Genomic DNA, 21,471 nt, shown 5'->3' on the forward strand with positions numbered 1-21,471 from the left:
CCGTTGCACCACGCCGGTTGCACCACGCCTCAGAATCTCGGCAGGTCCGGGTGTGAGATCTGGCCGCCGCGCACCAGCATCTTTCCGTATTCGGCACAGCGGTTGAGCGTGGGAATCACCTTGCCGGGGTTGAGCAGGGCCTGCGGGTCGAAGGCGGCCTTGAGCGCGAACATCTGGTCGTTCTCGGCCGTGGTGAACTGGGTGCACATGGAGTTGAGCTTTTCCACGCCCACGCCATGCTCGCCCGTGACCGTACCGCCCATGGCCACGCTGGTCTCCAGGATGTCGGCGCCGAACAGCTCGCAGCGGTGCAGCTCGTCGGGGTCGTTGGCATCGAACAGGATCAGCGGGTGCAGGTTGCCGTCGCCCGCGTGGAAGACGTTGGCGCAGCGCAGGCCGTATTTCTTTTCCATCTCCTGGATGGCCAGCAGGATGTCGGCCAGGCGCTTGCGCGGGATGGTGGAGTCCATGCACATGTAGTCGGGGCTGATGCGCCCGCTGGCGGGAAAGGCGTTCTTGCGCCCGCTCCAGAAGCGCAGGCGCTCGGCCTCGCTTTCGCTCACCGTGATGGCCGTGGCCCCGGCGCCGCGCAGCACCTCGCTCATGTGGGCGATCTCTTCCTCGACTTCCTCGGGCGTGCCGTCGCTCTCGCACAGCAGGATGGCCTCGGCCGTGAGGTCGTAGCCGGCCTTGACGAAGTCCTCGACGGCGGCCGTCATGGGCTTGTCCATCATCTCCAGCCCGGCCGGGATGATGCCGGCCGCGATCACGGCGGCCACGGCGTCGCCGGCCTTGCGCACGTCGTCGAAGCTGGCCATGATGCAGCGCGCCAGCTGGGGCTTGGGGATCAGGCGCACGGTGACTTCGGTGGTCACGGCCAGCATGCCTTCGCTGCCGACCAGGATGGCCAGCAGGTCGAAGCCCGGCGTGTCCAGCGCCGTGGAGCCGAACTCCACCGGCTCGCCCTCCACCGTGAAGCCGCGCACCTTCAGCACGTTGTGTACGGTCAGCCCGTACTTGAGGCAGTGCACGCCGCCCGAGTTCTCGGCCACGTTGCCGCCGATGGTGCAGGCGATCTGGCTGCTGGGATCGGGCGCGTAGTACAGGCCGAAGGGCGCGGCAGCCTCGCTGATGGCCAGGTTGCGCACGCCGCACTGCACCACGGCCGTGCGGCTGGCGGCATCGACCTGGAGGATCTTGTTGAACTTGGCCAGCGACAGCGTCACGCCCATGGGATGGGGCAGGGCGCCGCCCGACAGCCCGGTGCCTGCGCCGCGTGCGATCACGGGCACCTGGATGGCGTGGCAGGCGCGCAGCACGGCCTGGACCTGGGCCTCGGTCTCGGGCAGGCAGACCACCAGGGGGCGCTGGCGGTAGGCCGTGAGTCCGTCGCATTCATAGGGGGTGGTGTCCTCGGCGTTCCACAGCAGGGCATGCGCGGGCACATGGCGGGCCAGCGCGGCCACGACCTCGGCCTGGCGCCGTGCGCGTTCGGAGGCCGTGGGCTGCTGGTGGGCGGCATCGGCGGCGGCCGACGCCATGGCGCCGGGGGCAGGGCTGGCTGGGGAGCTGGCGGAAGTCATGGGGCCTGACTTTAGGCGATGCCGCCGTCTTTGTGCAGCGGGACTGCGCTGATGTTTATTGCAACGGCGCGTGAAATCCGCGAATTCCGTTGTGGGCGCCTCAGCAGGCCATCGCCCTCTTCAACCATTCAGCAAAGGCCGCGCATTCCCAGCGGTCCATGGTGCCGGTGCGCCAGCACAGGTAGTGGGCATGGGGGCTGGCCGTGTCCATGTCGAACAGGCGCACCAGGGTGCCGTTGTCCATCCAGGGTGCGCCCAGCTTGTGGCGCACCAGGGCAATGCCCATGCCGGCCGAGGCCGCGTCGCACATCAGGCCGATGTCGTTGAACTGCGAGCCCTCGTGCGGCTCGGGCCAGTCCAGGCCGGTGGCGCCGAACCAGGTGCGCCAGGGCTCCAGCGGGCTGCGCAGCAGGGGCATGCCTTCCAGGTCCTGGGGCTGCTCGAAGGGGCCATGCTCGCGGATGAAGGCCGGCGAGGCCAGCGGCGTGACCACGTCGCGCGCCAGTTCGATGTGCTCCACGTCGGCGTAGTGGCCGGGGCCGAAGCGCACCATCAGGTCGGCATCCTCGGCCACCACGTCCAGCAGCGGGATGGAGACCTGCAGGGCGATGTCGATCTCGGGATAGGTTTCCGTGAACTGGCGCAGGCGCGGGATCAGGATCACGCGCGCAAAGGTGGGCGTGACCGCCAGCTTGAGCCTGCGGCGGCCCGGCGCCGTCACCTCGCCCGGAAAGCGCTGCAGCGCGCCCAGGCCCTCGCGCACGTGGGACAGGTAGGCGCTGCCTTCGGTGGTGAGCGAAAAGTCCGAGCGGCCGAACAGCCGCGTGCCCAGGATCTGCTCGAGCTGGCGCACGCGGTGGCTGACGGCGCTGGGCGTGACGCACAGCTCCTCGGCCGTCTGCGTCACGCTGCGCAGCCGCGCCAGCGCCTCGAAAGTGAGCAGGCACTGTATGGGCGGGATGCGGCGGGCGCCGCTGCCGGGCGGGGCAAAGCCGCTGCCGGCGGCAAGGGTCACGTTCGCCATGGGCGGCCGGGAGCCGGCTTCAGCGGAAGACCACGGTCTTGTGGCCGTTGAGGATGACGCGGTGCTCGCTGTGCCACTTGACGGCGCGGGCCAGCACCTGGCTCTCGGTGTCGCGGCCGCGGGCCGTGAGGTCTTCCACGGTGTCGGTGTGGTCGGCGCGGGCCACGTCCTGCTCGATGATCGGGCCTTCGTCCAGGTCGGCCGTCACATAGTGGGCCGTGGCGCCGATCAGCTTCACGCCGCGGTCATGGGCCTGGTAGTAGGGCTTGGCGCCCTTGAAGCTGGGCAGGAAGCTGTGGTGGATGTTGATCGCGCGGCCGGCCAGCTTGGTGCACAGGTCGTTGGACAGCACCTGCATGTAGCGCGCCAGCACCACGAGTTCGGCGCCTTCGGCCTCGATGATCTCGAACTGTTTTGCCTCGGCCTGGGCCTTGGTGGCAGCCGTGACGGGGATGTGGTGGAAGGGAATGTTGTAGCTGGCCGCCAGCTGGTAGAACTCGCGGTGGTTGCTGATGATGGCGCGGATGTCCACCGGCAGCAGGCCACTCTTCCAGCGAAACAGCAGGTCGTTGAGGCAGTGGCCTTCCTTGCTGACCATGAGCACGGTCTTCATGGCTTCGGCCTTGGTGTGCAGGCGCCACTTCATCTGGTACTGGCCGCCCAGGTCGGCCAGGGCCGCCCTCAGAGCCGCGGGATCGCAGCCGTTGCAGGCAAATTGCACGCGCATGAAGAACAGTCCGGTGGCCGGGTCGTTATACTGCGCGGCCTCTTCGATGTTGCCGCCTTGCTCGAGCAGGAAGCCCGAGACGGCATGTACCAGACCGAGCCGGTCGGGGCACGAAAGGGTAAGAATATAGGCTTGGGTCATAGCGGCGCAATTGTCGCAGCATGCACACGACCCTGCGCAAGTCACACGTTCTGGGAACGTTCTGAGGAATCACATGCAAGATCAGGGAGAGCAGCCCCGAATACCGCTCTGGGGCGCATTGACCCTGTATGTGTGCGCAGGTCTGCTGTGGCTCTGGGGCGTGGAATGGCTGCTGGCGCACCTGCAGATACCGCCCGGGCCGGCAGCGCAGCGGCGCATGCTGTCCTCGGTGGCCCTGGTGCTGGTCACGGCCGTGGGCGGCGGCTGGCTGCTGTGGCGCATGCGCCGTGGAGAGCGCACCGCCCATGCCGCGATGGCCGCCGGGCGGGAGGCCGACGAACGCCAGCGCCTGGCCGCCGCCGTGGTGGACAACACCATGGAGGGCGTGGTCGTCACCGATGCGCGCAGCCGCATCCTCTCGGTCAACAGCGCCTTCACGCGGCTGCTGGGCTATACCGAGCAGGAGATGCTGGGCAAGACCCCGCGCATGTTCAAGTCCGGCCGCCACGACAAGGCCTTCTACGAGGCCATGTGGGACAGCATGCAGGCCACGGGCCACTGGCAGGGCGAAATCTGGAACCGCCGCAAGAACGGCGAGGTCTTTCCCGAGCGCATGTCGCTCAGCGCCGTCAAGGACGCACAGGGCAAGGTCACGCACTACGTGTGCATGTTCACCGACATCTCGGCCGAGAAGGCGCGCGAGGCCCAGCTCGAATTCCTGGCCCACCGCGACATGCTCACCGGCCTGCCCAACAGCGTGCGCTTCACAGCGCTGCTGGAAGACGCCGTGGCCGAGGCGGCCGCCGAGCAGGGCACGCTGGCCGTGATGCTGCTGAACATCGATCGCTTCAAGGACGTCAACGACAGCTACGGCCACGCCATCGGCGACCAGGTGCTGCGCCACATCGCCGCCCGTGTGCACGATTCCCTGGGCCCCCAGGACCTCATAGGTCGCATGGCCGGTGACGAACTGGCCGTGCTGTGCAAGGGCATGAGCGAGCGCGGCGACGCCATCGCCCGCGCACGGCAACTGATCGCGGCGGCCGGCCAGCCCTGGAGCTCGCCGGACGGCCTGTCCGTCATGGCCGGCGTCAGCGTGGGCATCTGCATGTACCCCTCCCACGCCGGCAATGCCCAGGACCTGCTGCAGGGCGCGCATGCGGCCGTCTACGGCGCCAAGTCGCGCAGCGGCCGTGCCTGGTGCTTCTTCGAGGAAGACATGACCTCGGCCGCGCGCGAGCGCCTGGCCATGGAGGCACGGCTGCGGCAGGCCATAGACCTGGGCCACCTGCGCCTGTACTTCCAGCCCCAGATCGACCTGGCCACGGGCCGCCTGGTGGGCGCCGAGGCCCTGGTGCGCTGGCTGGACCCGGACGAGGGCCTCATCTCCCCGGCCCGCTTCATCCCTGTGGCCGAAAGCTCGGGCGTCATCGGCGCGCTGGGCCTGTGGGTGCTGCGCGAGGCCTGCGCCCAGGGCCAGCGCTGGCGCGATCAGGGCCTGCCCGAGATGACCATCGCGGTCAATGTCTCGCTGCACCAGTTCCTGCTGACCGACATCGCCGGTGCCACCGCCGACGCGCTGGCCGCCACGGGCTTCGCCCCGCACTGCCTGGAGCTGGAGATCACCGAAAGCGCCCTGGCCGAGCGCCCCGAGGAGGCCCTGGCCGTCATGCGCCGCCTGCGCGCCCAGGGCCTGCGGCTGGCCATCGACGACTTCGGCACCGGTTATTCCTCGCTGGCCCACCTCAAGCGCTTCCCGCTGGACCTGCTCAAGATCGACCAGGGCTTCATCCGCGACATCCCGCACAGCGCCGACGACATGGCCATCAGCGGGTCGGTGATCGCGCTGGGGCATGCCATGGGGCTGAAGGTGCTGGCCGAGGGCGTGGAGACGGCCGAGCAGCTGGCGTTCCTGCGCGGCAAGGGGTGCGACTTCTTCCAGGGCTATCTGTGCAGCAAGCCCATGCCTGCGCAGGCGTTCGGCGAGTGGGTCTCGGGCAACGAGGGGATGTGGGCCGTGCAGGGGTGAAGCTCAGTCCACCCGACCCGCATCCGCCCGCGGTGCCGGCGGGTTCCTGAACTTCTCGCGCAGCTCTGCGCAGTGATCCTTGGCCGGCAAGGCGTCCGTCTTCTGCAGCCAGTCCACATCGGATTCGTGCGCCACCGATGTCTCGCCTGCCTGCGCCACGGCCACTTTGGCTGCTGCGGACTCCGGCAGCCAGGTCGGGATGCCCACCCCGCGCAGGACATGGCCCCGCCCGGCCACCAGCACCACGGTCTTGCCAGGCCTGATCGCCGCCTTGGCCACCTCGGCCATGCTGGCATCGCGGGCCAGCTGGATGCGGGCCATGGGCGGCAGCTGTGTGTCGGGCAGCAGGCCGCAGTGGCCTTCGCGGATGGCGTCGAGCTGGCGCTGCCAGCCCTCGGGCGGCAGGTGGGTGTCCAGGTTCTCGTTGCGCATGGCCTGCTTCATGTCGGCGCGCGGCAGGTTGCCGCCCAGCACGGGCACGCCTGCGCGCACGGCGGCCATGACCACGCCGCGGTAGCGCGGCCAGGGCCAGGCCGCGTCCTGCCATTGCAGGGCCTGCTGCACCGCGTCCTCGGATGCATCGCGCGCCAGGCTGGCCGTGGAGCCCGTGCGCGGCGCCATCTCGATCACCAGCGCGGCCAGGCGCTCCTGTTTTGCCAACTGCTCCACCGTGGCCTGCTGCCAGGCCTGGTGGGCGACCGCATCGTGCTGCTCGCCCAGCAGCACGATGGGCGCGTCTGACCAGCGCTGCAACTGCTGCGTCCAGTCCCGCGCCGGGGCGGAGGAGCTGGCGCAGCCGGCAAGGGCTGCCGCCAGCCATGCGGCCGCTGCCAGGCCGGCAAGGCGCGGGGTGCGGATGAAGGGGCGGGGGATGGAGCGGACTTGCATGGCCCCATGCTAAACACTGGCCTTGCCCGGGGCCCCCATAGGCCCTGTGGGCATTGGGGGCAGTTGAAAGGATCCTAGGAATCGGGGCGGGGGCACGGCGCAAACGGGTGACGCTTGATTCAGGTCAAGACGCGCAAATGCGCCGTGGCTACAGTGCGACCATGCATGGCAAGCCCTCGCTTTCGACCAAGCTGCTGCTCATGGGCGCGGCCTGCCTGCTGGCGGCCGTGGCATCGATCGGCTTCACGCTGTGGGTGGCCTGGCAGCTGGAGGGCGGCGCGGCCGCCGTGAACGAGGCCGGGCGGCTGCGCATGAGCATGGTGCGCATGGCCATGGCGCGCCAGAACGAGGCGCCAGCGCAGTGGCAGGCGCGCGCGCAGCAGTTCGACGCCAGCCTGGACCTGCTGCGCAGCGGCGACATGTCGCGGCCGCTGTTCGTGCCCTGGAGCGATGCGGTCAGCGCGCGCTACGAGCGCATACGCGGCGACTGGAGTGCGCTGCGCACGCAGTGGCAGGCCGAGGACCATGTCGATGCGCAGGCCATCATGGGCAGCGCCGATGCCTTCGTGCGCGAGGTGGACGGCTTTGTCGAAGCCATCGAAGACCGGCTCTCGCGCTGGACGGCCATCCTGCACCTGTTTCAGATGTGTCTGATGGCGCTGGCCATCATCGCGGCCGTGAGTTTCATGGCCACCAGCTACTGGCTGGTGCTGCATCCCGTGGGCCAGCTGCGCTCGGCGCTGGAGCGCATGCGGCGCGGACACCTGGACACGCGCATGAGCGTGGAGGTGGACGACGAGTTCGGCCAGCTGGCGGCCGGCTTCAACCTCATGGCCCAGTCGCTGCAAAGCTCGCACGCCGAACTGGAGGACAAGGTGCGCGAGAAGACCGCCAGCCTCAACGTGCAGCACCAGCAGCTGCAGGCGCTGTACGCGGTCAGCGTGCAGGCCTCCGAGGCGGCCAGCCTCCAGGCCCTGGCCGAAGGGTTCGTGCGCCAGATCCGTGTGGCAGCCCAGGCCGATGCGGCCACGGTGCGCTGGTCCGACGAGGCCAACGAGCGCTACGTGCTGCTGGCCGGCGACGGCCTGCCCCAGTCCATGTCGGTGCAGGAGCACTGCCTGCACACGGGCGCCTGCCTGTGCGGCCAGCCGCGCGAGCAGGCGCGGCTGCGCGTGATCCCCATCACGCCGTCCAGCGACCTGCAGCTGCCGCACTGCCGCGAGGCCGGCTTCGAGACCGTGGTCAGCATCCCCGTGCAACTGCAGCAGCGCCTGCTGGGCGAGGTCAACCTGTTCTTTCGCTCCACCGTGGTGCTCACGGACGACATGCGCGACCTGCTGTCCGCCATGGCGCGCCACCTGGCCAGCGCCATGGAAAGCCTGCGCGCCACGGCGCTGGAGCGCGAGGCCGCCGTGGCCGAGGAGCGCGGCCTGATCGCGCGCGAGCTGCATGACTCCATTGCCCAGTCGCTGGCCTTTCTCAAGATACAGACCCAGCTGCTGCGCGACGCCGTGGCCAAGGGCCGCGACGAGGCGCGCGACCGCAGCCTGGGCGAGCTGGAAGTGGGCGTGCGCGAATGCTATGCCGACGTGCGCGAGCTGCTGGTGCATTTCCGCACGCGCACCAGCGCCGAGGACATCGAGGCCGCGCTGCGCGCCACGCTGTCCAAGTTCGAGCACCAGACGGGCATTGCCACCTCGCTGAGCATGTCGGGCCAGGGCCTGCCGCTGGCGCCCGACGTGCAGATCCAGGTGCTGCACATGGTGCAGGAGGCGCTGTCCAACGTGCGCAAGCACGCGGGTGCCAGGCATGTGGAGTTGCGCGTGGGGCGCCACCCCTGGCGCTTCGAAGTCTGCGACGACGGCTGCGGCTTCGTCCCCGCCGCCGTTGCGCCGGACTCGCTGCATGTGGGCCTGGGCATCATGCGCGAGCGCGCCCTGCTGGCGCAGGCGCTGGTCCATGTCCACTCCCGCCCCGGCGAGGGCACGCGCGTGCTGATCGAGCTGCCGCCGTCGGCCTCGGCCGGCGCGCCAGCGCAGGCCCTCCCCTCGAACGCGTGACACGCTCCCGCAAGAAAAAGACCGCCCCATGTCCTTCTCCAGCCCCATCTCCGTCTTCGTCATTGACGACCACACGCTGTTCCGCCGCGGCCTGATCGCCCTCATCGCCCAGGACGCAGGCCTGCGCGTGGTCGGCGAGGCCGGCGACGCGGGCGAGGCCCTGCGCCTGGTGCCCGCGCTGGCGCCCCAGGTCATCCTGCTGGACAACCACCTGCCGGGCGTGCTGGGCGTCGATGCCATCGCGGGCCTGCGGGCCGCATCGCCCGGCAGCCGCGTTGTCATGCTCACCGTGAGCGAGGACGGCCAGGACCTGGCGGCCGCGCTGCGCAACGGCGCGCAGGGCTATCTGCTCAAGACCATCGACGGCGACCTGCTGTCCGAAGCCCTGCGCCGCGCCGCGCGCGGCGAGCCCGTAGTCAGCCCCGAGATGATGGGCAAGCTGGTGGCCGCCTTCCAGTCCCAGGGCGCGCCCGAGCCCCAGGCGCCCGAGCCGGACGAGGCCCCGGCCTCGCCGCTGTCCCCGCGCGAGGAAGAGGTGCTGGTCCAGATCGCCCGAGGCGCCAGCAACAAGGAAATCGCCCGCACGCTGGACATTGCCGAGACCACGGTCAAGATCCATGTGCAACACATCCTGCGCAAGCTGGGCCTGAGCTCGCGCGTGCAGGCGGCGGTGTATGCGTCGGAGCGGCAGCGGGATTAGCGGCCTACGCTGTGGCTGAAGCCCAACCATCCCCCGCACACCGCATCGCCCACACCCAGGCCAGCGCGGCCGCTACGGTCAGCCCGGTGAGCATGGCTGCCGTGCCCACGGCGTCCAGCGCCACGCCGGCGGCCAGCGGCACCAGCATGCGGCTGGCGGCAAACAGACTGGCCTGCAGGCCGTAGTCGAAGGCCTGCCAGCGCGGGCGGGCGAATTGCATCATCAGTCCGAAGACGCAGGCCGAGGAGGCGCCCATGGCTGCTGCCACGCAGGCCACGGCCGCGACCAGGCCCGGGGCCGGGGCGCCGGCTGCGATGACGGCCGCCAGCAGCGCCAGCGCCGCCACGTTGCCGCCCGCATACAGGGGCAGGGCGCGCCGGGTGCCCAGGCGGCGCGTGAGCAGGGGCGAGGCCGCGCCCGCCAGCGCAGCCACCACGCCGCCGCCCATGCCGGCCAGCAGGGCGGCCTGGGCGGGCGCGAAGCCGTGGTCCAGCATCAGCGGCTTGAGGTAGAACCAGCCCGCGCCGATGAAGGGAAAGTAGCTGACCAGCACCAGGGCCCAGCGCCAGGCCCCAGGCTGGGCGCCATAGCCGCGGACCATGGCGGCCAGTCCAGCTTTGGGCGCAGGCAGCAGCAGGGGCGAGGGCGCATCCCCCGGCTCATGGCGCACCACCCAGGCCAGCAGCAGGGCGCCCAGGGCCAGCGCGCCGGCCAGGCACAGGAAGGGCGCGCGCCAGCCCCATTTCGCCTGCATGAGCAGCATCATCCCGCCGCCCACGATGGCGCCCAGCGACAGCGCCGCTGCGCGCAAGCCCCCGGCGCGCATGCGCTCGGACGCGGGCAGCAGGCGGATGGCCAGGGCGCTGACGGGAATGTCGGCCCAGGTGGCGGCCAGCGCGGCCGCGAAGGCCAGGCCGAACAGCCACAGGCGCTCGGCCAGCAACTGCTGCCAGCCCAGGGCCAGCAGCACGGCCGCATAGGCCAGGCACAGGGCCAGCGCCCAGGCGCGGTAGCGCGGCCGGCCGTTCGCGCTGCGCGCTTCCACGGGCGCGGCCAGCGCGAACTTGATGAGCGCGGGCAGCCCCGCCAGCTGGAACAGGCCGATGGCCGTGCCCGACCAGCCATGCTGGCGCATGACCAGGGGCAGGCCCAGCCAGAGGTAGACGCTGGGCGCGGTGAGCGCCAGGTGCAGCCAGCCGAAAAGTGCCTGGAGCAGCCAGACAGGGCGGGGAGCTGCGGCCTTCATGGCGCGGCCTTGCGCGCCACGAGCACGGCCAGTGGCGCCATCGGAAACTCGCGCGACTCGATGCGTTCTATGCGCTCGAAACCCGCCTGCGCCAGCAGCGCCTGCAGCTCGCCGCGCCGCGTCACGCTGCGGCCCAGCAGGCGCATGGGCAGGTAGTAGGGCAGGGTGCGCAGGGCGGCTTCGGGCGTCTCATCCACCTCGGCATGGGCGCAGACGAAGACGCCGCCGGGCGCCAGCGCGTCGAACACCTTGGCGACCACGGCTGCCGCATCGGGCACGAAGTGCAGCACGGACGAGCACCAGACCAGGTCGTAGCCGCTGCCTATGCTGTCCGTGGCCAGGTTGCCGCCCAGGGCGGTGAAGCGGTCGGACAGGCGGGACTGGCGGGCGTTGTCCGCCGCCACGGCCACGGCCTCGGGCCAGTCGAAGACGCTGGCCTGCAGCGCGGGCTGCCGGCGCAGCAGGGCCAGCGCGATCCAGCCGGGGCCGCCGCCCAGGTCCAGCATGCGGCGCGCGGCGCCTGCCTCGGGAACCTGCTGCAGCAGGTTCAGCGCGGCGGGCACGCTGACGGCGCGCTGCTCCTGGCTGATCTGGGCGCGCGCGGCGGCGGCCCAGCCTTCGGCATTGCCCGTGGCCAAGGGGGCGCTGCAGGCCGAGCCGTCCCCGGCAGGGCCGTGCTCGACCAGGCCGCGCAGCAGCGTGGCGGAGTGGCGCAGCGAGCGCAGGCGGAACAGCCAGGCCGCGCCGCAGGACTCGGGCGATGCGCTGTGCAGGTAGCGCAGCGCGTCGGTGGCCAGCAGGTAGCTCAAGGGCTCGTGCTGGCCGCGTCGCAAGAGGCCCATGCTCCACAGCAATTCCAGCCAGTGGGAGGTATTGGCCTCGTTCCAGCCCTGGGCCTGGGCCAGCTCGGCCGGCGTCTGGGGCGTGGCCAGCCGGTCCAGTGCCCCCGATTCGAGCGCCAGCACCAGGGCCTCGGCCTGGACCTGGGCGGCGGCCAGGTCCCACAGCGGCTGCAGGGCGTGGGAGGGGGTGTGGGTAGGGGATTCACAGCGGGGTGTTTTCATCGGAATGTCCTTTTCACGAAAGGGAGTCACATGCGCCAGGTCAGCCGCACGCCGAACTCGCGCGGCGGGCTGTAGACCACGACCTGGCCGTTGAGGTAGCCCACGGCGTCGTAGCGGCGGTTGGCGGCATTGCGCAGGTAGGCGGCGATTTCCCAGGACCCCTGGGCATAGCCGGCCGACAGGTTGAGCAGCCCGTAGCCGGGGCGGCGGTAGGCGTTGGCGGCGTCCAGGTAGACCTTGCCCGTGCCTTGCACGGCGGCCTGCGCCCACCAGCGGCCGGGAGCGTCGTAGCGCAGCGCCACATGGGCCGTCATGTCGGGCGCAAACGGGTTGCGGTGGCCGTCGTAGACGGCGCCGCCGTCGCGGAAGCTGCCGAAGCGCGTGCGGTTCAGGCCCAGGGCGGTCTGCAGCTGCCAGCCGCCGCCGAACACATAGTCCAGCTCGAAGTCCGCACCCGTGGAGCGGGCCCGCGCCGCATTGGTGATGTAGACCACGCCCGGCAGGCCCATCTGCTGCACCTGCATGTCGCGCACCTTTTGGGTGTAGACCGAGGCCGCATAGCGCAGGCGCTGCCCCAGCAGCCGGCCCTTGGCGCCGATCTCCCAGGCGCGCACGGTCTCTGGCTCGTAGGCCGCATAGCCCATGGCCGGAGAGAACACGTTGAAGCCGCCCGCGCGGTAGCCCTCGCTGAGGCTGGTGTAGACCTGGGCCTGGGGCGACCACTGGTATTGCAGCGAGAGCTTGGGGCTCAAGCGCGACCAGTCGTCGCTGCGCGCCGCCGCGCCCACGGGGGCCAGTTCCACGCGGTTGCGCTCCACGCGCGCACCGGCCGCCAGCGTCCAGCGCTCGGACAGCGGGACGGTCCAGTGCGTGAACAGCGCCGCCGTGCTGCCCTTGAGTCCGGCCGTGGGCCGCATCAGCGCGGCGGGCAGCTTTTGCTCGTAGCGCAGGTCATGGTCGTCGCGGTCCAGGTACAGGCCGGCCAGCCAGCGTGCGTTCCACAGGCCTGCGGCCTCGCCCTCCAGGCGCAGTTCCTGCGAGGTCGTGGCCAGGCGGTAGTCGCGCCGCACGTGGAGCAGGTCGGCGCGCTGGAAGTCCGTGTCCTGCAGCACGCGGTCGTCGAAGACATTGCGCGCGGTGATGGAGCGCAGCCGCAGTCCCGTGGCAAAGCGGTGCGAGACATCGAGCGACAGCGTCTGCCCGCGCGAGCGGTTCCAGCTGTCCGTGCCCGAGTTCACCGTGGCGCGCGGCGCGGCAATGCTGCCCCATTGCGCGGCGCCGTCGTCCCAGCGCTGCCGGGCGTAGCGCAGCGTGGCCTCGGTCTCGGCCGTGGGCGTCCAGCGCAGGGCCAGGCGGCCGCTGGCGCGCTCGCGGTCGTCCACGCGCGCTCCCGTCGCCTGCTGGCGAATGAATCCGTCCTGCGCGCGCCACTCGCCCGACAGGCCGATGTAGAGCTGGCCCGGCACCAGGGCGCGGCCCAGCTCGAAGCTGCCCGCGCGCTGGCCGTGGTTGCCGGCCTCGGCGCTGATCGATGCATACGGCGCGTCGCCGGGCTGGCGCGTGACGATGCTGACCACGCCCGCTTCGGCATTGCGTCCATACAAGGTCGATTGCGGGCCGCGCAGCACCTCCACGCGGTCCACGCCCTGCAGGTTGTGCTCGAAGCCCTGGGCCATCAGCGTGGGCACACCATCGACCAGCAGCAGCGTGGACGAGGAGAACGACACGAAGTTGGCTGTCAGCCCGCGCATCACGGGCGGCTGCACGCCCGACTGGCCGAAGGCCTGGAACACAAAGCCCGGCACCTGGGCGGACAGCGCGTCCAGCCCGCGCACGCCGGCCGCCTCCAGCGCCGCGCCGTCGAAGACGGAGACGCTGGCGGGCACGGCGTCCAGGCTCTCGGCCTGCTTGTTCACCGTGACCGTGATCTCGGGCAGGGCGGCTTCGGGCGCCTGGCCCTGGGCCGCCACCGTGAAGGGGGCCAGGGCCAGCGCGGCCGGCCAGCGAAGGGGGAATGCCATGGTGTTCTCGTCCTCTCCAAAAGGGAATCTCGTTGGAGACCGATGCTAGGGAAGATGAGAATCGCTATCATTTGAAAACGTATGCGCGCCGGAGCATTTCCTATGCGAAGCGCGCATCCATTCCTCTCCCATGACCTCCCGCATCCCTTCCTCGCTTGCCTTGCCCCAGCCCTGTGCGCCGGGCTGGACGCGGCATGCCCTGCCCGCCGAGCTGGGCGACTGCCATGCGGAGCGCTTCACGCTGGGCGACGGCATCGTGCTGGCGCGCTCGCACTACTGCCCGCTGCGCGACCTGGTGGAGGACAGCGTGCAGGCCGATGCCTCGGACCAGGGCCGCACCCTGGTCATCACGCTGGGGCTGGCCGGGGAATCGGGCTTTGTGGCGCGCACGGGTGCGGCACTGCGCTTCGGCGCGGGGCAGACCACGCTGGCAGCCTTTCGCGGCAGCCAGGGCGAGCGCCGCTATGCGGCAGGCCAGACCGTGCGCCAGCTGCGCCTGCTGCTGTCGGGCGCGGCGCTGGACCGCTATCTGGGGGCCGAGCTTTCGCGGCGGCTGACGCAGGTGGACGGCGCGGCCGGCGTGCGGCCCTTGGACCACCGTGCCAGCCTGCCGGCCAGCCTGGCGCTGGCGCGGCGGCTGGCCCAGCCGCCCGGGCACCAGCCCACCGATGCGCTGGACCGCCACATCGCCATGCTGAGCCTGGCCGCGCTGGAGCTGCGGCATCTTGCGCCTGCGTCGCAGCCGGCCAAGGCGGCACCGCGCTGGTCGGCCGACGAACTGGCCCGGCTGGAGCAGGCGCGCGAACTGCTGTCCACCCAGATGGACCGCGCGCTGACCCTGGCCTACCTGAGCGCCACCGTGGGCCTGGGCGAGCACCGCCTCAAGCAGGGCTTTCGCGCCGTCTTCGGCACCACGCCCCAGGCCCTGCTGCTGGAGCTGCGCATGCGCCGCGCCTGGGCGTTGCTGGAGACCGGCTGCCAGGTCGCCCAGGCCGGCTGGCAGGTGGGCTATGCCCATCCGTCGAACTTCAGTGCCGCGTTCACGCGGTTCTACGGGCGCAGCCCGAAATCGGTCTTCGGCCGCCGCTCCTGATCTGCGTCAAGCCTTTTTGTCCCCGATAGTTCTTTGGAACTAGGCCCGCCTGCGCGCTCCTAGTTCTTCCGCCTTGTCCGAGCGTACGGCTGGCGGATGTGCGGCGCGGCCCTCGCGCGGGACCATGGATGCCATAGCCCCCACGAGGAAAACAAAATGGCAAACACAGCGCCCACCGCACAGGGCGACCCCCGAAAGAGCACCAGCACAGGCACACGCCACGACCGCCAGGCCTGGTCGGTCCTGGCCGTCAGCACCCTGGCCTTCACGGTCTGCTTCATGGTCTGGATGATGTTCGGCATCATCGGCATCCCCATCAAGAAGATGCTGGATCTGAACGCCACGCAGTTCGGCCTGCTCACGGCCATGCCCGTGCTCACGGGCTCGCTGGTGCGCGTGCCGCTGGGCATCTGGACCGACCGCTTCGGCGGGCGCATCGTGATGGCGGTGCTGATGGCCGTCACCGTGCCCGCGATCTGGGTGATGGGCTATGCCACCGAGTACTGGCACTTCCTGACCATCGGCCTGTTCGTGGGCCTGGCGGGCGGCTCGTTCTCGGTGGGCACGCCCTATGTGGCGCGCTGGTTTCCCAAGGAGCGCCAGGGCATGGCCATGGGCATCTACGGCGCGGGCAACTCGGGCGCGGCGGTCAACAAGTTCGTGGCGCCGGTGATCCTGGTGGCCTTCGGCTGGGCCGCCGTTCCGCATGCCTATGCGGCCATCATGCTGGGCGCGCTGGTGCTGTTCTGGCTGTTCAGCCACAGCGACCCGGCCCACCTGGTGCCCAGCAACGTGCGCTTCAGCGACCAGTTGAAGGCGCTCAAGGACCCGCGCGTGCTCAAGTACTGCCAGTACTACAGCATCGTCTTTGGCGGCTATGTGGCGCTGAGCCTGTGGATGGTGCAGTACTACGTGGGCGAGTACGGTCTGGACATCCGCGTGGCGGCGCTGCTGGCGGCCTGCTTTTCGCTGCCGGGCGGCGTGCTGCGCGCCATCGGCGGCTGGCTGTCGGACAAGTACGGCGCACACAGCGTGACCTGGTGGGTGCTGTGGGTGTGCTGGATCTGCCTGTTCCTGCTGTCCTATCCGCAGACGGATTTCACGGTGCTCACCACCGAGGGCAGCACCCGCTTTCACCTGGGCCTGAACGTCTATGCCTTCACCGCGCTGATGTTCGTGCTGGGCATTGCCATGGCCTTCGGCAAGGCCAGCGTCTTCAAGTACATCAGCGACGACTACCCCGGAAACATCGGCGCCATCAGCGGCATCGTGGGCCTGGCCGGCGGCATGGGCGGCTTCATCCTGCCCATCCTGTTCGGCGTGCTGCTGGACTGGACGGGCATCCGCTCCAGCGCCTTCATGCTGCTGTACGGCGTGGTCTGGGTATCGCTGATCTGGATGTATTTCACCGAGGTGCGCCGCACCGACGTGCTCAACAGCCACGGCGGCCACAGCGATGTGCAGCCGGCCGCGCGCTGAACCGCAGGAGTTGCACATGCATGCGAACACCAAGACCGCCGCAAAGGCATCCGTGCGCAGCCGCCCCGGCAGCGTGCTGACCCTCTGGCGCCCCGAGGACAGGCAGTTCTGGGAGCGCGAGGGCGAGGCCATCGCCAGGATCAACCTCTGGATCTCGGTGCCCGCCCTGTTCCTGGCCTTTGCCATCTGGCAGGTCTGGAGCGTAGTGGCCGTGAACCTGCCCGCGCTGGGCTTCACCTACTCCACCAACCAGCTGTTCTGGCTAGCGGCCGCGCCCGCGCTGTCGGGCGCCACGCTGCGCATCTTCTATTCCTTCATGGTGCCGCTGATGGGCGGGCGCCGCTGGACGGCGCTGTCCACGGCCTCGCTGCTGATCCCGGCCATCGGCATCGGCTACGCCGTGCAGGATGCCAGCACCGGTTATCCGACCATGCTGATCCTGGCCCTGCTGTGCGGCCTGGGCGGGGGCAACTTCAGCTCCAGCATGGCCAACATCAGCTTCTTCTTTCCCAAGGAGCGCAAGGGCTCGGCCCTGGGCGTGAACGCGGGCCTGGGCAACCTGGGCGTGTCGGTGGTGCAGTTCCTGAGCCCGCTGGTGATCACGGCCGGCATCTTCGGCGTCTTCGGCGGCGATGCGCAGACCATCACCAAGGCCGGCGAGACCACCCGGGTCTGGGCGCAGAACGCGGCCTTCATCTGGGTGCCGTGGATCGCCATCGCCTCGCTGGCCGCCTGGTTCGGCATGAACGACATCGCCGACGCCAAGGCCAGCTTCGCGGCCCAGGCCGCCATCTTCCGGCGCAAGCACAACTGGGTGATGTGCCTGCTGTACCTGGGCACCTTCGGCTCGTTCATCGGCTTTGCCGCCGGCTTTCCGCTGCTGATCAAGAGCCAGTTCCCGGCGGTCAATCCGCTGGCCTATGCCTGGCTGGGCCCGCTGCTGGGCGCGCTGTCGCGGCCCTTTGGCGGCTGGCTGGCCGACAAGGCGGGCGGCGCGCGCGTGACGTTCTGGAACTTCCTCGTCATGGCCGTGGCCGTGGTGGGCGTGCTGTATTTCCTGCCCAAGGGCAGCGGCGGCTACGCGCTGGGCTTCGGTCCCGCCGAGGGCAGCTTCATGGGCTTCTTCCTGATGTTCCTGGTGCTGTTCCTGACCACGGGCATCGGCAACGGATCGACCTTCAGCATGATCCCGGCGATTTTCCTGGCGCTCAAGCAGAGCGAACTGGGCGCCCATCCCAGCGAGCAAGCGCAGGCCCATGCCCTCAAGGAGGGCAATACCGAAGGCGCGGCCGCCCTGGGCTTTGCGGGCGCGCTGGGAGCCTACGGCGGCTTCTTCATCCCCAAGAGCTACGGCAGCTCCATCGCCGCCACGGGCGGGCCCGAGCTGGCGCTGTGGGTGTTTGCCGCCTTCTATGTGCTGTGCGTGGGCGTGACCTGGTGGTACTACGCGCGCAGGAACGCCGAGATGCCCTGCTGAGCCCTGGGCTGCAAGCACTACTGCACCGAACAGCAACGCACCGCAACGAACAACAAGGAGTCCCGCGATGAGCCATTTTCTGGACAAGCTTTCCTACTTCTCCCTGCCCCGGCAGGAATTCTCCAACGGCCATGGCCAGGTGACGGGCGAGGACCGCACCTGGGAAGACGCCTACCGCGACCGCTGGGCGCATGACAAGGTGGTGCGCTCCACGCACGGCGTGAACTGCACGGGCTCGTGCTCGTGGAAGATCTACGTCAAGGGCGGCATCGTGACCTGGGAGACCCAGCAGACCGACTACCCGCGCACGCGCGCCGACCTGCCCAACCACGAGCCGCGCGGCTGCGCGCGCGGAGCCAGCTACAGCTGGTATCTGTACAGCGCCAACCGCGTCAAATACCCCATGGTGCGCGGCCGGCTGCTCAAGCACTGGCGCGCTGCCCTGGCCGTGGCCAGGAGCCCGGTCGATGCCTGGGCCGCCATCGTCGAGAACGAGGATGCGCGCAGCGAGTGGCAAAAGCAGCGCGGCCTGGGCGGCTTCGTGCGCAGCAGCTGGGACGAGGTCAACCGCATGATCGCGGCGGCCAACGTCTACACCATCAAGAAGCACGGGCCGGACCGCATCATCGGCTTCTCGCCGATTCCGGCCATGTCCATGATCTCGTATGCCGCAGGCAGCCGCTACCTGAGCCTGATCGGCGGCGTGTGCATGAGCTTCTACGACTGGTACTGCGACCTGCCGCCGGCCAGCCCCCAGACCTGGGGCGAGCAGACCGACGTGCCGGAGAGCGCCGACTGGTACAACTCCAACTTCATCATCGCCTGGGGCTCCAACGTGCCCCAGACGCGCACCCCCGACGCCCACTTCTTCACCGAGGTCCGCTACAAGGGCGCCAAGGTCGTGGCCGTCACGCCCGACTACTCCGAGGTCGCCAAGCTGGCCGACCTGTGGATGCACCCCAAGCAGGGCACGGACGCGGCCGTGGCCATGGCCATGGGCCACGTCATCCTCAAGGAGTTCTACTTCGGCGAGCGCGGCCGCCCGGCCTATTTCGAGGACTATGCGCGCCGCTACACCGACCTGCCGCTGCTGATCCGCCTCAAGCGCCAGCAACTGCCCGACGGCCGCACGGCCCTGGTTCCCGAGCGCTATGTGCGCGCCAGCGACTTCGACGGCCACCTGGGCCAGGACAGCAACCCCGAGTGGAAGACCGTGGCCTACGGCGAGGACGGCGGCGTGGCCCTGCCCAACGGCTCCATCGGCTTTCGCTGGGGCGAGGCCGGCCGCGCCGACGAGGGCCTGTGGAACCTCGAATCCAAGGAGGCGCGCACGGGCAACGACGTGCAGCTCAAGCTCTCGGTGCTGGACGGCCAGGGCGTGGACAGTGAAGTGGCCGACGTGGCCTTCCCCTACTTCGGCGGCCTGCAGTCGCCGGGCTTCGACGCCAACGAGCAGGGCACGGATGTGCTGCTGCGCCGCGTGCCCGTCTCGCGCATGGTGCTGGACGGCGAGGAGGCCCTCGTGGCCACCGTGTTCGACCTGCTGGCGGGCAACTACGGCATCCACCGCGGTCTGGAAGGCGAGGGCGCTGATGGCGGCTATGACGCCGATGCGCCCTACACCCCGGCCTGGCAGGAAAAGATCACCGGCGTGCCGCGTGACCAGGTGATCGCCATTGCGCGCCAGTTCGCCGACAACGCCGAGAAGACGCGCGGCAAGTCCATGGTCATCATCGGCGCGGCCATGAACCACTGGTACCACTGCGACATGAACTACCGCGGCATCATCAACATGCTGATGCTGTGCGGCTGCATAGGCCAGAGCGGCGGCGGCTGGGCGCACTACGTGGGCCAGGAAAAGCTGCGCCCGCAGACCGGCTGGACCGCGCTGGCCTTTGCGCTGGACTGGCTGCGCCCGCCGCGCCAGATGAACTCCACCAGCTTCTTCTACGCCCACACCGACCAGTGGCGCTACGAGAAGCTGGGCGTGGAAGAGGTGCTGTCCCCGCTGGCCGACCGCAGCCAGTACGGCGGCGCCATGATCGACTACAACGTGCGCGCCGAGCGCATGGGCTGGCTGCCCAGCGCACCGCAGCTGCAGGCCAACCCGCTGCAGCTGGTGCGCGACGCCCAGGCCCAGGGCCTGGACGTGAAGGACCACTTGGTGCAGTCCCTGCAGGACGGCTCGCTGTCCATGAGCTGCGAGGACCCCGACCACCCGGCCAACTGGCCGCGCAACATGTTCGTGTGGCGCTCCAACATCCTGGGCAGCTCGGGCAAGGGCCATGAGTACTTCCTCAAGCACCTGCTGGGCACCACGCACGGCGTGCAAGGAAAAGACCTTGGAGAACAAGACCCCCCCGATGCGCTGCGCGCCTCCCCCCAGGGGGCGGCCGGCTTGGGGCGGCCCGGCGCCGGCCATTCGGCCAAGCCGCAGGAAGTGCGCTGGCACGACAAGGCGCCCGAAGGCAAGCTGGACCTGCTGGTCACGCTTGACTTCCGCATGAGCACCACCTGCCTGTACTCGGACATCGTCCTGCCCACGGCCACCTGGTATGAGAAGAACGACCTCAACACCAGCGACATGCACCCCTTCATCCACCCGCTGTCGGCGGCCGTGGACCCGGCCTGGCAGGCCAGGAGCGACTGGGAGATCTACAAGGGCTTCGCCAAGTCCTTCAGCGAGGTCTGCGTGGGCCACCTGGGCGTGGAAAAGGACGTGGTGCTCACGCCGCTGATGCACGACACCCCCGCCGAGCTGGCCCAGCCCGATGGCGTGCGCGACTGGAAGAAGGGCGAGTGCGCCCTGATCCCCGGCAAGACCGCGCCGCAGATTGCCGTGGTCGAGCGCGACTATCCCAACCTCTACAAGCGCTTCACGGCCCTGGGCCCGCTGATGGACAGGCTGGGCAACGGCGGCAAGGGCATCGGCTGGAACACCGAGACCGAGGTGGAGCAGCTGGGCGAGCTCAACGGCCTGGTGCGCGAGGAAGGCGTGAGCCAGGGCCGCCCGCGCATCGTCACCGACATCGACGCCACCGAGGTGGTGATGATGCTGGCGCCCGAGACCAACGGCCACGTGGCCGTCAAGGCCTGGGAGGCGCTGTCGAAGCAGACGGGGCGCGAGCACGCCCACCTGGCCCTGCACCGCGAGGACGAGAAGATCCGCTTTCGCGACATCCAGGCCCAGCCGCGCAAGATCATCAGCTCGCCCACCTGGTCTGGCCTGGAAAGCGAGAAGGTCAGCTACAACGCCTGCTACACCAACGTGCATGAGCTGATCCCATGGCGCACCCTCACCGGCCGCCAGCAGTTCTACCAGGACCATCCGTGGATGCGCGACTTCGGCGAAGGCTTCGTCAGCTACCGCCCGCCCGTGCACATGAAGGCGCTGCAGGAAGTGCAGGGCCAAAAGCCCAACGGCCATCCCGAGATCGCGCTGAACTTCATCACGCCGCACCAGAAGTGGGGCATCCACTCCACCTATGGCGACAACCTGATGATGCTCACGCTGGCGCGTGGCGGCCCCATCGTCTGGCTCAGCGAGGACGACGCCAAGAGCGCCGGCATCGCCGACAACGACTGGGTGGAGCTGTACAACGCCAACGGCGCCATCGCGGCGCGGGCCGTGGTCAGCCAGCGCGTCAAGCCGGGCATGGTGATGATGTACCACGCGCAGGAGAAGACCATCAACACGCCGGGCTCGGAGATCACCGGCACGCGCGGCGGCATCCACAACTCGGTCACGCGCATCGTGCTCAAGCCCACCCACATGATCGGCGGCTACGCGCAGTACAGCTACGGCTTCAACTACTACGGAACCATCGGCACCAACCGCGACGAGTTCGTGCTGGTCCGAAAGATGCGCCGCATAGATTGGCTTGACGACGAAGCTCCGGCCGGCGCAGCCGCCCATGCCTGAACAACAAGGAGAAACAC

General features: G+C 69.7%; 14 protein-coding genes. 7 read left to right on the top strand and 7 right to left on the bottom strand.

The window, feature by feature from the left end:
* Positions 1–29: 29 nt before the first annotated feature.
* The 3 genes from ACF8ML_RS24130 to purU all read right to left on the bottom strand — a co-directional run bounded on the left by ACF8ML_RS24130 (position 30) and on the right by purU (position 3,475).
* Positions 30–1,541, bottom strand: coding sequence for an FAD-linked oxidase C-terminal domain-containing protein (locus ACF8ML_RS24130; protein ID WP_343739900.1), 1,512 nt, complete (start codon positions 1,539–1,541; stop codon positions 30–32).
* 142 nt (positions 1,542–1,683) lie between these two features.
* Positions 1,684–2,607 (bottom strand): LysR substrate-binding domain-containing protein, encoded by a 924-nt coding sequence (locus ACF8ML_RS24135; RefSeq protein ID WP_017405258.1) that lies wholly within the window; start codon positions 2,605–2,607, stop codon positions 1,684–1,686.
* 19 nt (positions 2,608–2,626) lie between these two features.
* Positions 2,627–3,475, bottom strand: a complete 849-nt coding sequence (gene purU, locus ACF8ML_RS24140) for a formyltetrahydrofolate deformylase (RefSeq protein ID WP_013804418.1) — start codon at positions 3,473–3,475, stop codon at positions 2,627–2,629.
* A gap of 73 nt (positions 3,476–3,548) precedes the next feature.
* Between purU and ACF8ML_RS24145 the strand changes: the two genes are divergently transcribed.
* Positions 3,549–5,504: a bifunctional diguanylate cyclase/phosphodiesterase gene (locus tag ACF8ML_RS24145; RefSeq protein WP_016451962.1), complete on the top strand. Its 1,956-nt coding sequence runs from the start codon at positions 3,549–3,551 to the stop codon at positions 5,502–5,504.
* 3 nt (positions 5,505–5,507) lie between these two features.
* On the opposite strand, the gene ACF8ML_RS24150 is transcribed toward ACF8ML_RS24145, so the two are convergent.
* Positions 5,508–6,392 (bottom strand): ChaN family lipoprotein, encoded by an 885-nt coding sequence (locus ACF8ML_RS24150; protein WP_392408183.1) that lies wholly within the window; start codon positions 6,390–6,392, stop codon positions 5,508–5,510.
* A gap of 161 nt (positions 6,393–6,553) precedes the next feature.
* Here ACF8ML_RS24150 and ACF8ML_RS24155 point away from each other — a divergent pair, with 161 nt between their 5' ends.
* Positions 6,554–8,452, top strand: coding sequence for a type IV pili methyl-accepting chemotaxis transducer N-terminal domain-containing protein (locus ACF8ML_RS24155; protein ID WP_392408184.1), 1,899 nt, complete (start codon positions 6,554–6,556; stop codon positions 8,450–8,452).
* 28 nt (positions 8,453–8,480) lie between these two features.
* Positions 8,481–9,152 carry a response regulator gene (locus tag ACF8ML_RS24160; protein ID WP_012203037.1) on the top strand — a complete coding sequence of 224 codons (672 nt, stop codon included), beginning with the start codon at positions 8,481–8,483 and terminating at the stop codon, positions 9,150–9,152.
* A 4-nt stretch (positions 9,153–9,156) separates the two neighbouring features.
* On the opposite strand, the gene ACF8ML_RS24165 is transcribed toward ACF8ML_RS24160, so the two are convergent.
* From ACF8ML_RS24165 to ACF8ML_RS24175, 3 genes are read right to left on the bottom strand one after another with little or no spacing between them, the layout of a single operon-like run.
* On the bottom strand, positions 9,157–10,398 hold the full coding sequence (locus tag ACF8ML_RS24165) for an MFS transporter (protein ID WP_392408185.1): 1,242 nt from the start codon (positions 10,396–10,398) through the stop codon (positions 9,157–9,159).
* Complete coding sequence (locus tag ACF8ML_RS24170; protein WP_392408186.1) at positions 10,395–11,462, bottom strand: class I SAM-dependent methyltransferase; 1,068 nt, start codon at positions 11,460–11,462, stop codon at positions 10,395–10,397. The genes ACF8ML_RS24165 and ACF8ML_RS24170 overlap by 4 nt, the downstream gene beginning before the upstream one ends.
* Before the next feature lie 26 nt (positions 11,463–11,488).
* On the bottom strand, positions 11,489–13,483 hold the full coding sequence (locus tag ACF8ML_RS24175) for a TonB-dependent receptor (protein WP_392408187.1): 1,995 nt from the start codon (positions 13,481–13,483) through the stop codon (positions 11,489–11,491).
* Positions 13,484–13,613: 130 nt separating this feature from the next.
* On the opposite strand from ACF8ML_RS24175, the gene ACF8ML_RS24180 reads away from it, so the two are divergent.
* The 4 genes from ACF8ML_RS24180 (at position 13,614) to ACF8ML_RS24195 (ending at position 21,454) form a co-directional block, all read left to right on the top strand.
* Complete coding sequence (locus ACF8ML_RS24180) at positions 13,614–14,576, top strand: helix-turn-helix transcriptional regulator (protein WP_392408188.1); 963 nt, start codon at positions 13,614–13,616, stop codon at positions 14,574–14,576.
* 156 nt (positions 14,577–14,732) lie between these two features.
* Positions 14,733–16,055: a nitrate/nitrite transporter gene (locus tag ACF8ML_RS24185; RefSeq protein ID WP_012203038.1), complete on the top strand. Its 1,323-nt coding sequence runs from the start codon at positions 14,733–14,735 to the stop codon at positions 16,053–16,055.
* Between the two features lie 16 nt (positions 16,056–16,071).
* Complete coding sequence (locus ACF8ML_RS24190) at positions 16,072–17,532, top strand: MFS transporter (protein WP_392408190.1); 1,461 nt, start codon at positions 16,072–16,074, stop codon at positions 17,530–17,532.
* 67 nt (positions 17,533–17,599) lie between these two features.
* Positions 17,600–21,454: a nitrate reductase subunit alpha gene (locus ACF8ML_RS24195; protein WP_392408191.1), complete on the top strand. Its 3,855-nt coding sequence runs from the start codon at positions 17,600–17,602 to the stop codon at positions 21,452–21,454.
* Positions 21,455–21,471 lie beyond the last annotated feature (17 nt).

It is taken from the genome of Delftia sp. WSY_10 (genome assembly GCF_043104705.1).
Taxonomy (GTDB): domain Bacteria; phylum Pseudomonadota; class Gammaproteobacteria; order Burkholderiales; family Burkholderiaceae_C; genus Comamonas; species Comamonas tsuruhatensis.

Excerpts from the sequence above, each read along its gene's own strand:
- ACF8ML_RS24150 (WP_392408183.1), bottom strand. The coding sequence starts at position 6,392 with ATGCAAGTCCGCTCCATCCCCCGCCCCTTCATCCGCACCCCGCGCCTT.
- ACF8ML_RS24185 (WP_012203038.1), top strand. The coding sequence starts at position 14,733 with ATGGCAAACACAGCGCCCACCGCACAGGGCGACCCCCGAAAGAGCACC.
- ACF8ML_RS24165 (WP_392408185.1), bottom strand. The coding sequence starts at position 10,398 with ATGAAGGCCGCAGCTCCCCGCCCTGTCTGGCTGCTCCAGGCACTTTTC.
- ACF8ML_RS24160 (WP_012203037.1), top strand. The coding sequence starts at position 8,481 with ATGTCCTTCTCCAGCCCCATCTCCGTCTTCGTCATTGACGACCACACG.
- ACF8ML_RS24145 (WP_016451962.1), top strand. The coding sequence starts at position 3,549 with ATGCAAGATCAGGGAGAGCAGCCCCGAATACCGCTCTGGGGCGCATTG.
- ACF8ML_RS24155 (WP_392408184.1), top strand. The coding sequence starts at position 6,554 with ATGCATGGCAAGCCCTCGCTTTCGACCAAGCTGCTGCTCATGGGCGCG.
- ACF8ML_RS24195 (WP_392408191.1), top strand. The coding sequence starts at position 17,600 with ATGAGCCATTTTCTGGACAAGCTTTCCTACTTCTCCCTGCCCCGGCAG.
- ACF8ML_RS24180 (WP_392408188.1), top strand. The coding sequence starts at position 13,614 with ATGACCTCCCGCATCCCTTCCTCGCTTGCCTTGCCCCAGCCCTGTGCG.
- purU (WP_013804418.1), bottom strand. The coding sequence starts at position 3,475 with ATGACCCAAGCCTATATTCTTACCCTTTCGTGCCCCGACCGGCTCGGT.
- ACF8ML_RS24130 (WP_343739900.1), bottom strand. The coding sequence starts at position 1,541 with ATGGCGTCGGCCGCCGCCGATGCCGCCCACCAGCAGCCCACGGCCTCC.
- ACF8ML_RS24170 (WP_392408186.1), bottom strand. The coding sequence starts at position 11,462 with ATGAAAACACCCCGCTGTGAATCCCCTACCCACACCCCCTCCCACGCC.
- ACF8ML_RS24135 (WP_017405258.1), bottom strand. The coding sequence starts at position 2,607 with ATGGCGAACGTGACCCTTGCCGCCGGCAGCGGCTTTGCCCCGCCCGGC.
- ACF8ML_RS24175 (WP_392408187.1), bottom strand. The coding sequence starts at position 13,483 with ATGGCATTCCCCCTTCGCTGGCCGGCCGCGCTGGCCCTGGCCCCCTTC.
- ACF8ML_RS24190 (WP_392408190.1), top strand. The coding sequence starts at position 16,072 with ATGCATGCGAACACCAAGACCGCCGCAAAGGCATCCGTGCGCAGCCGC.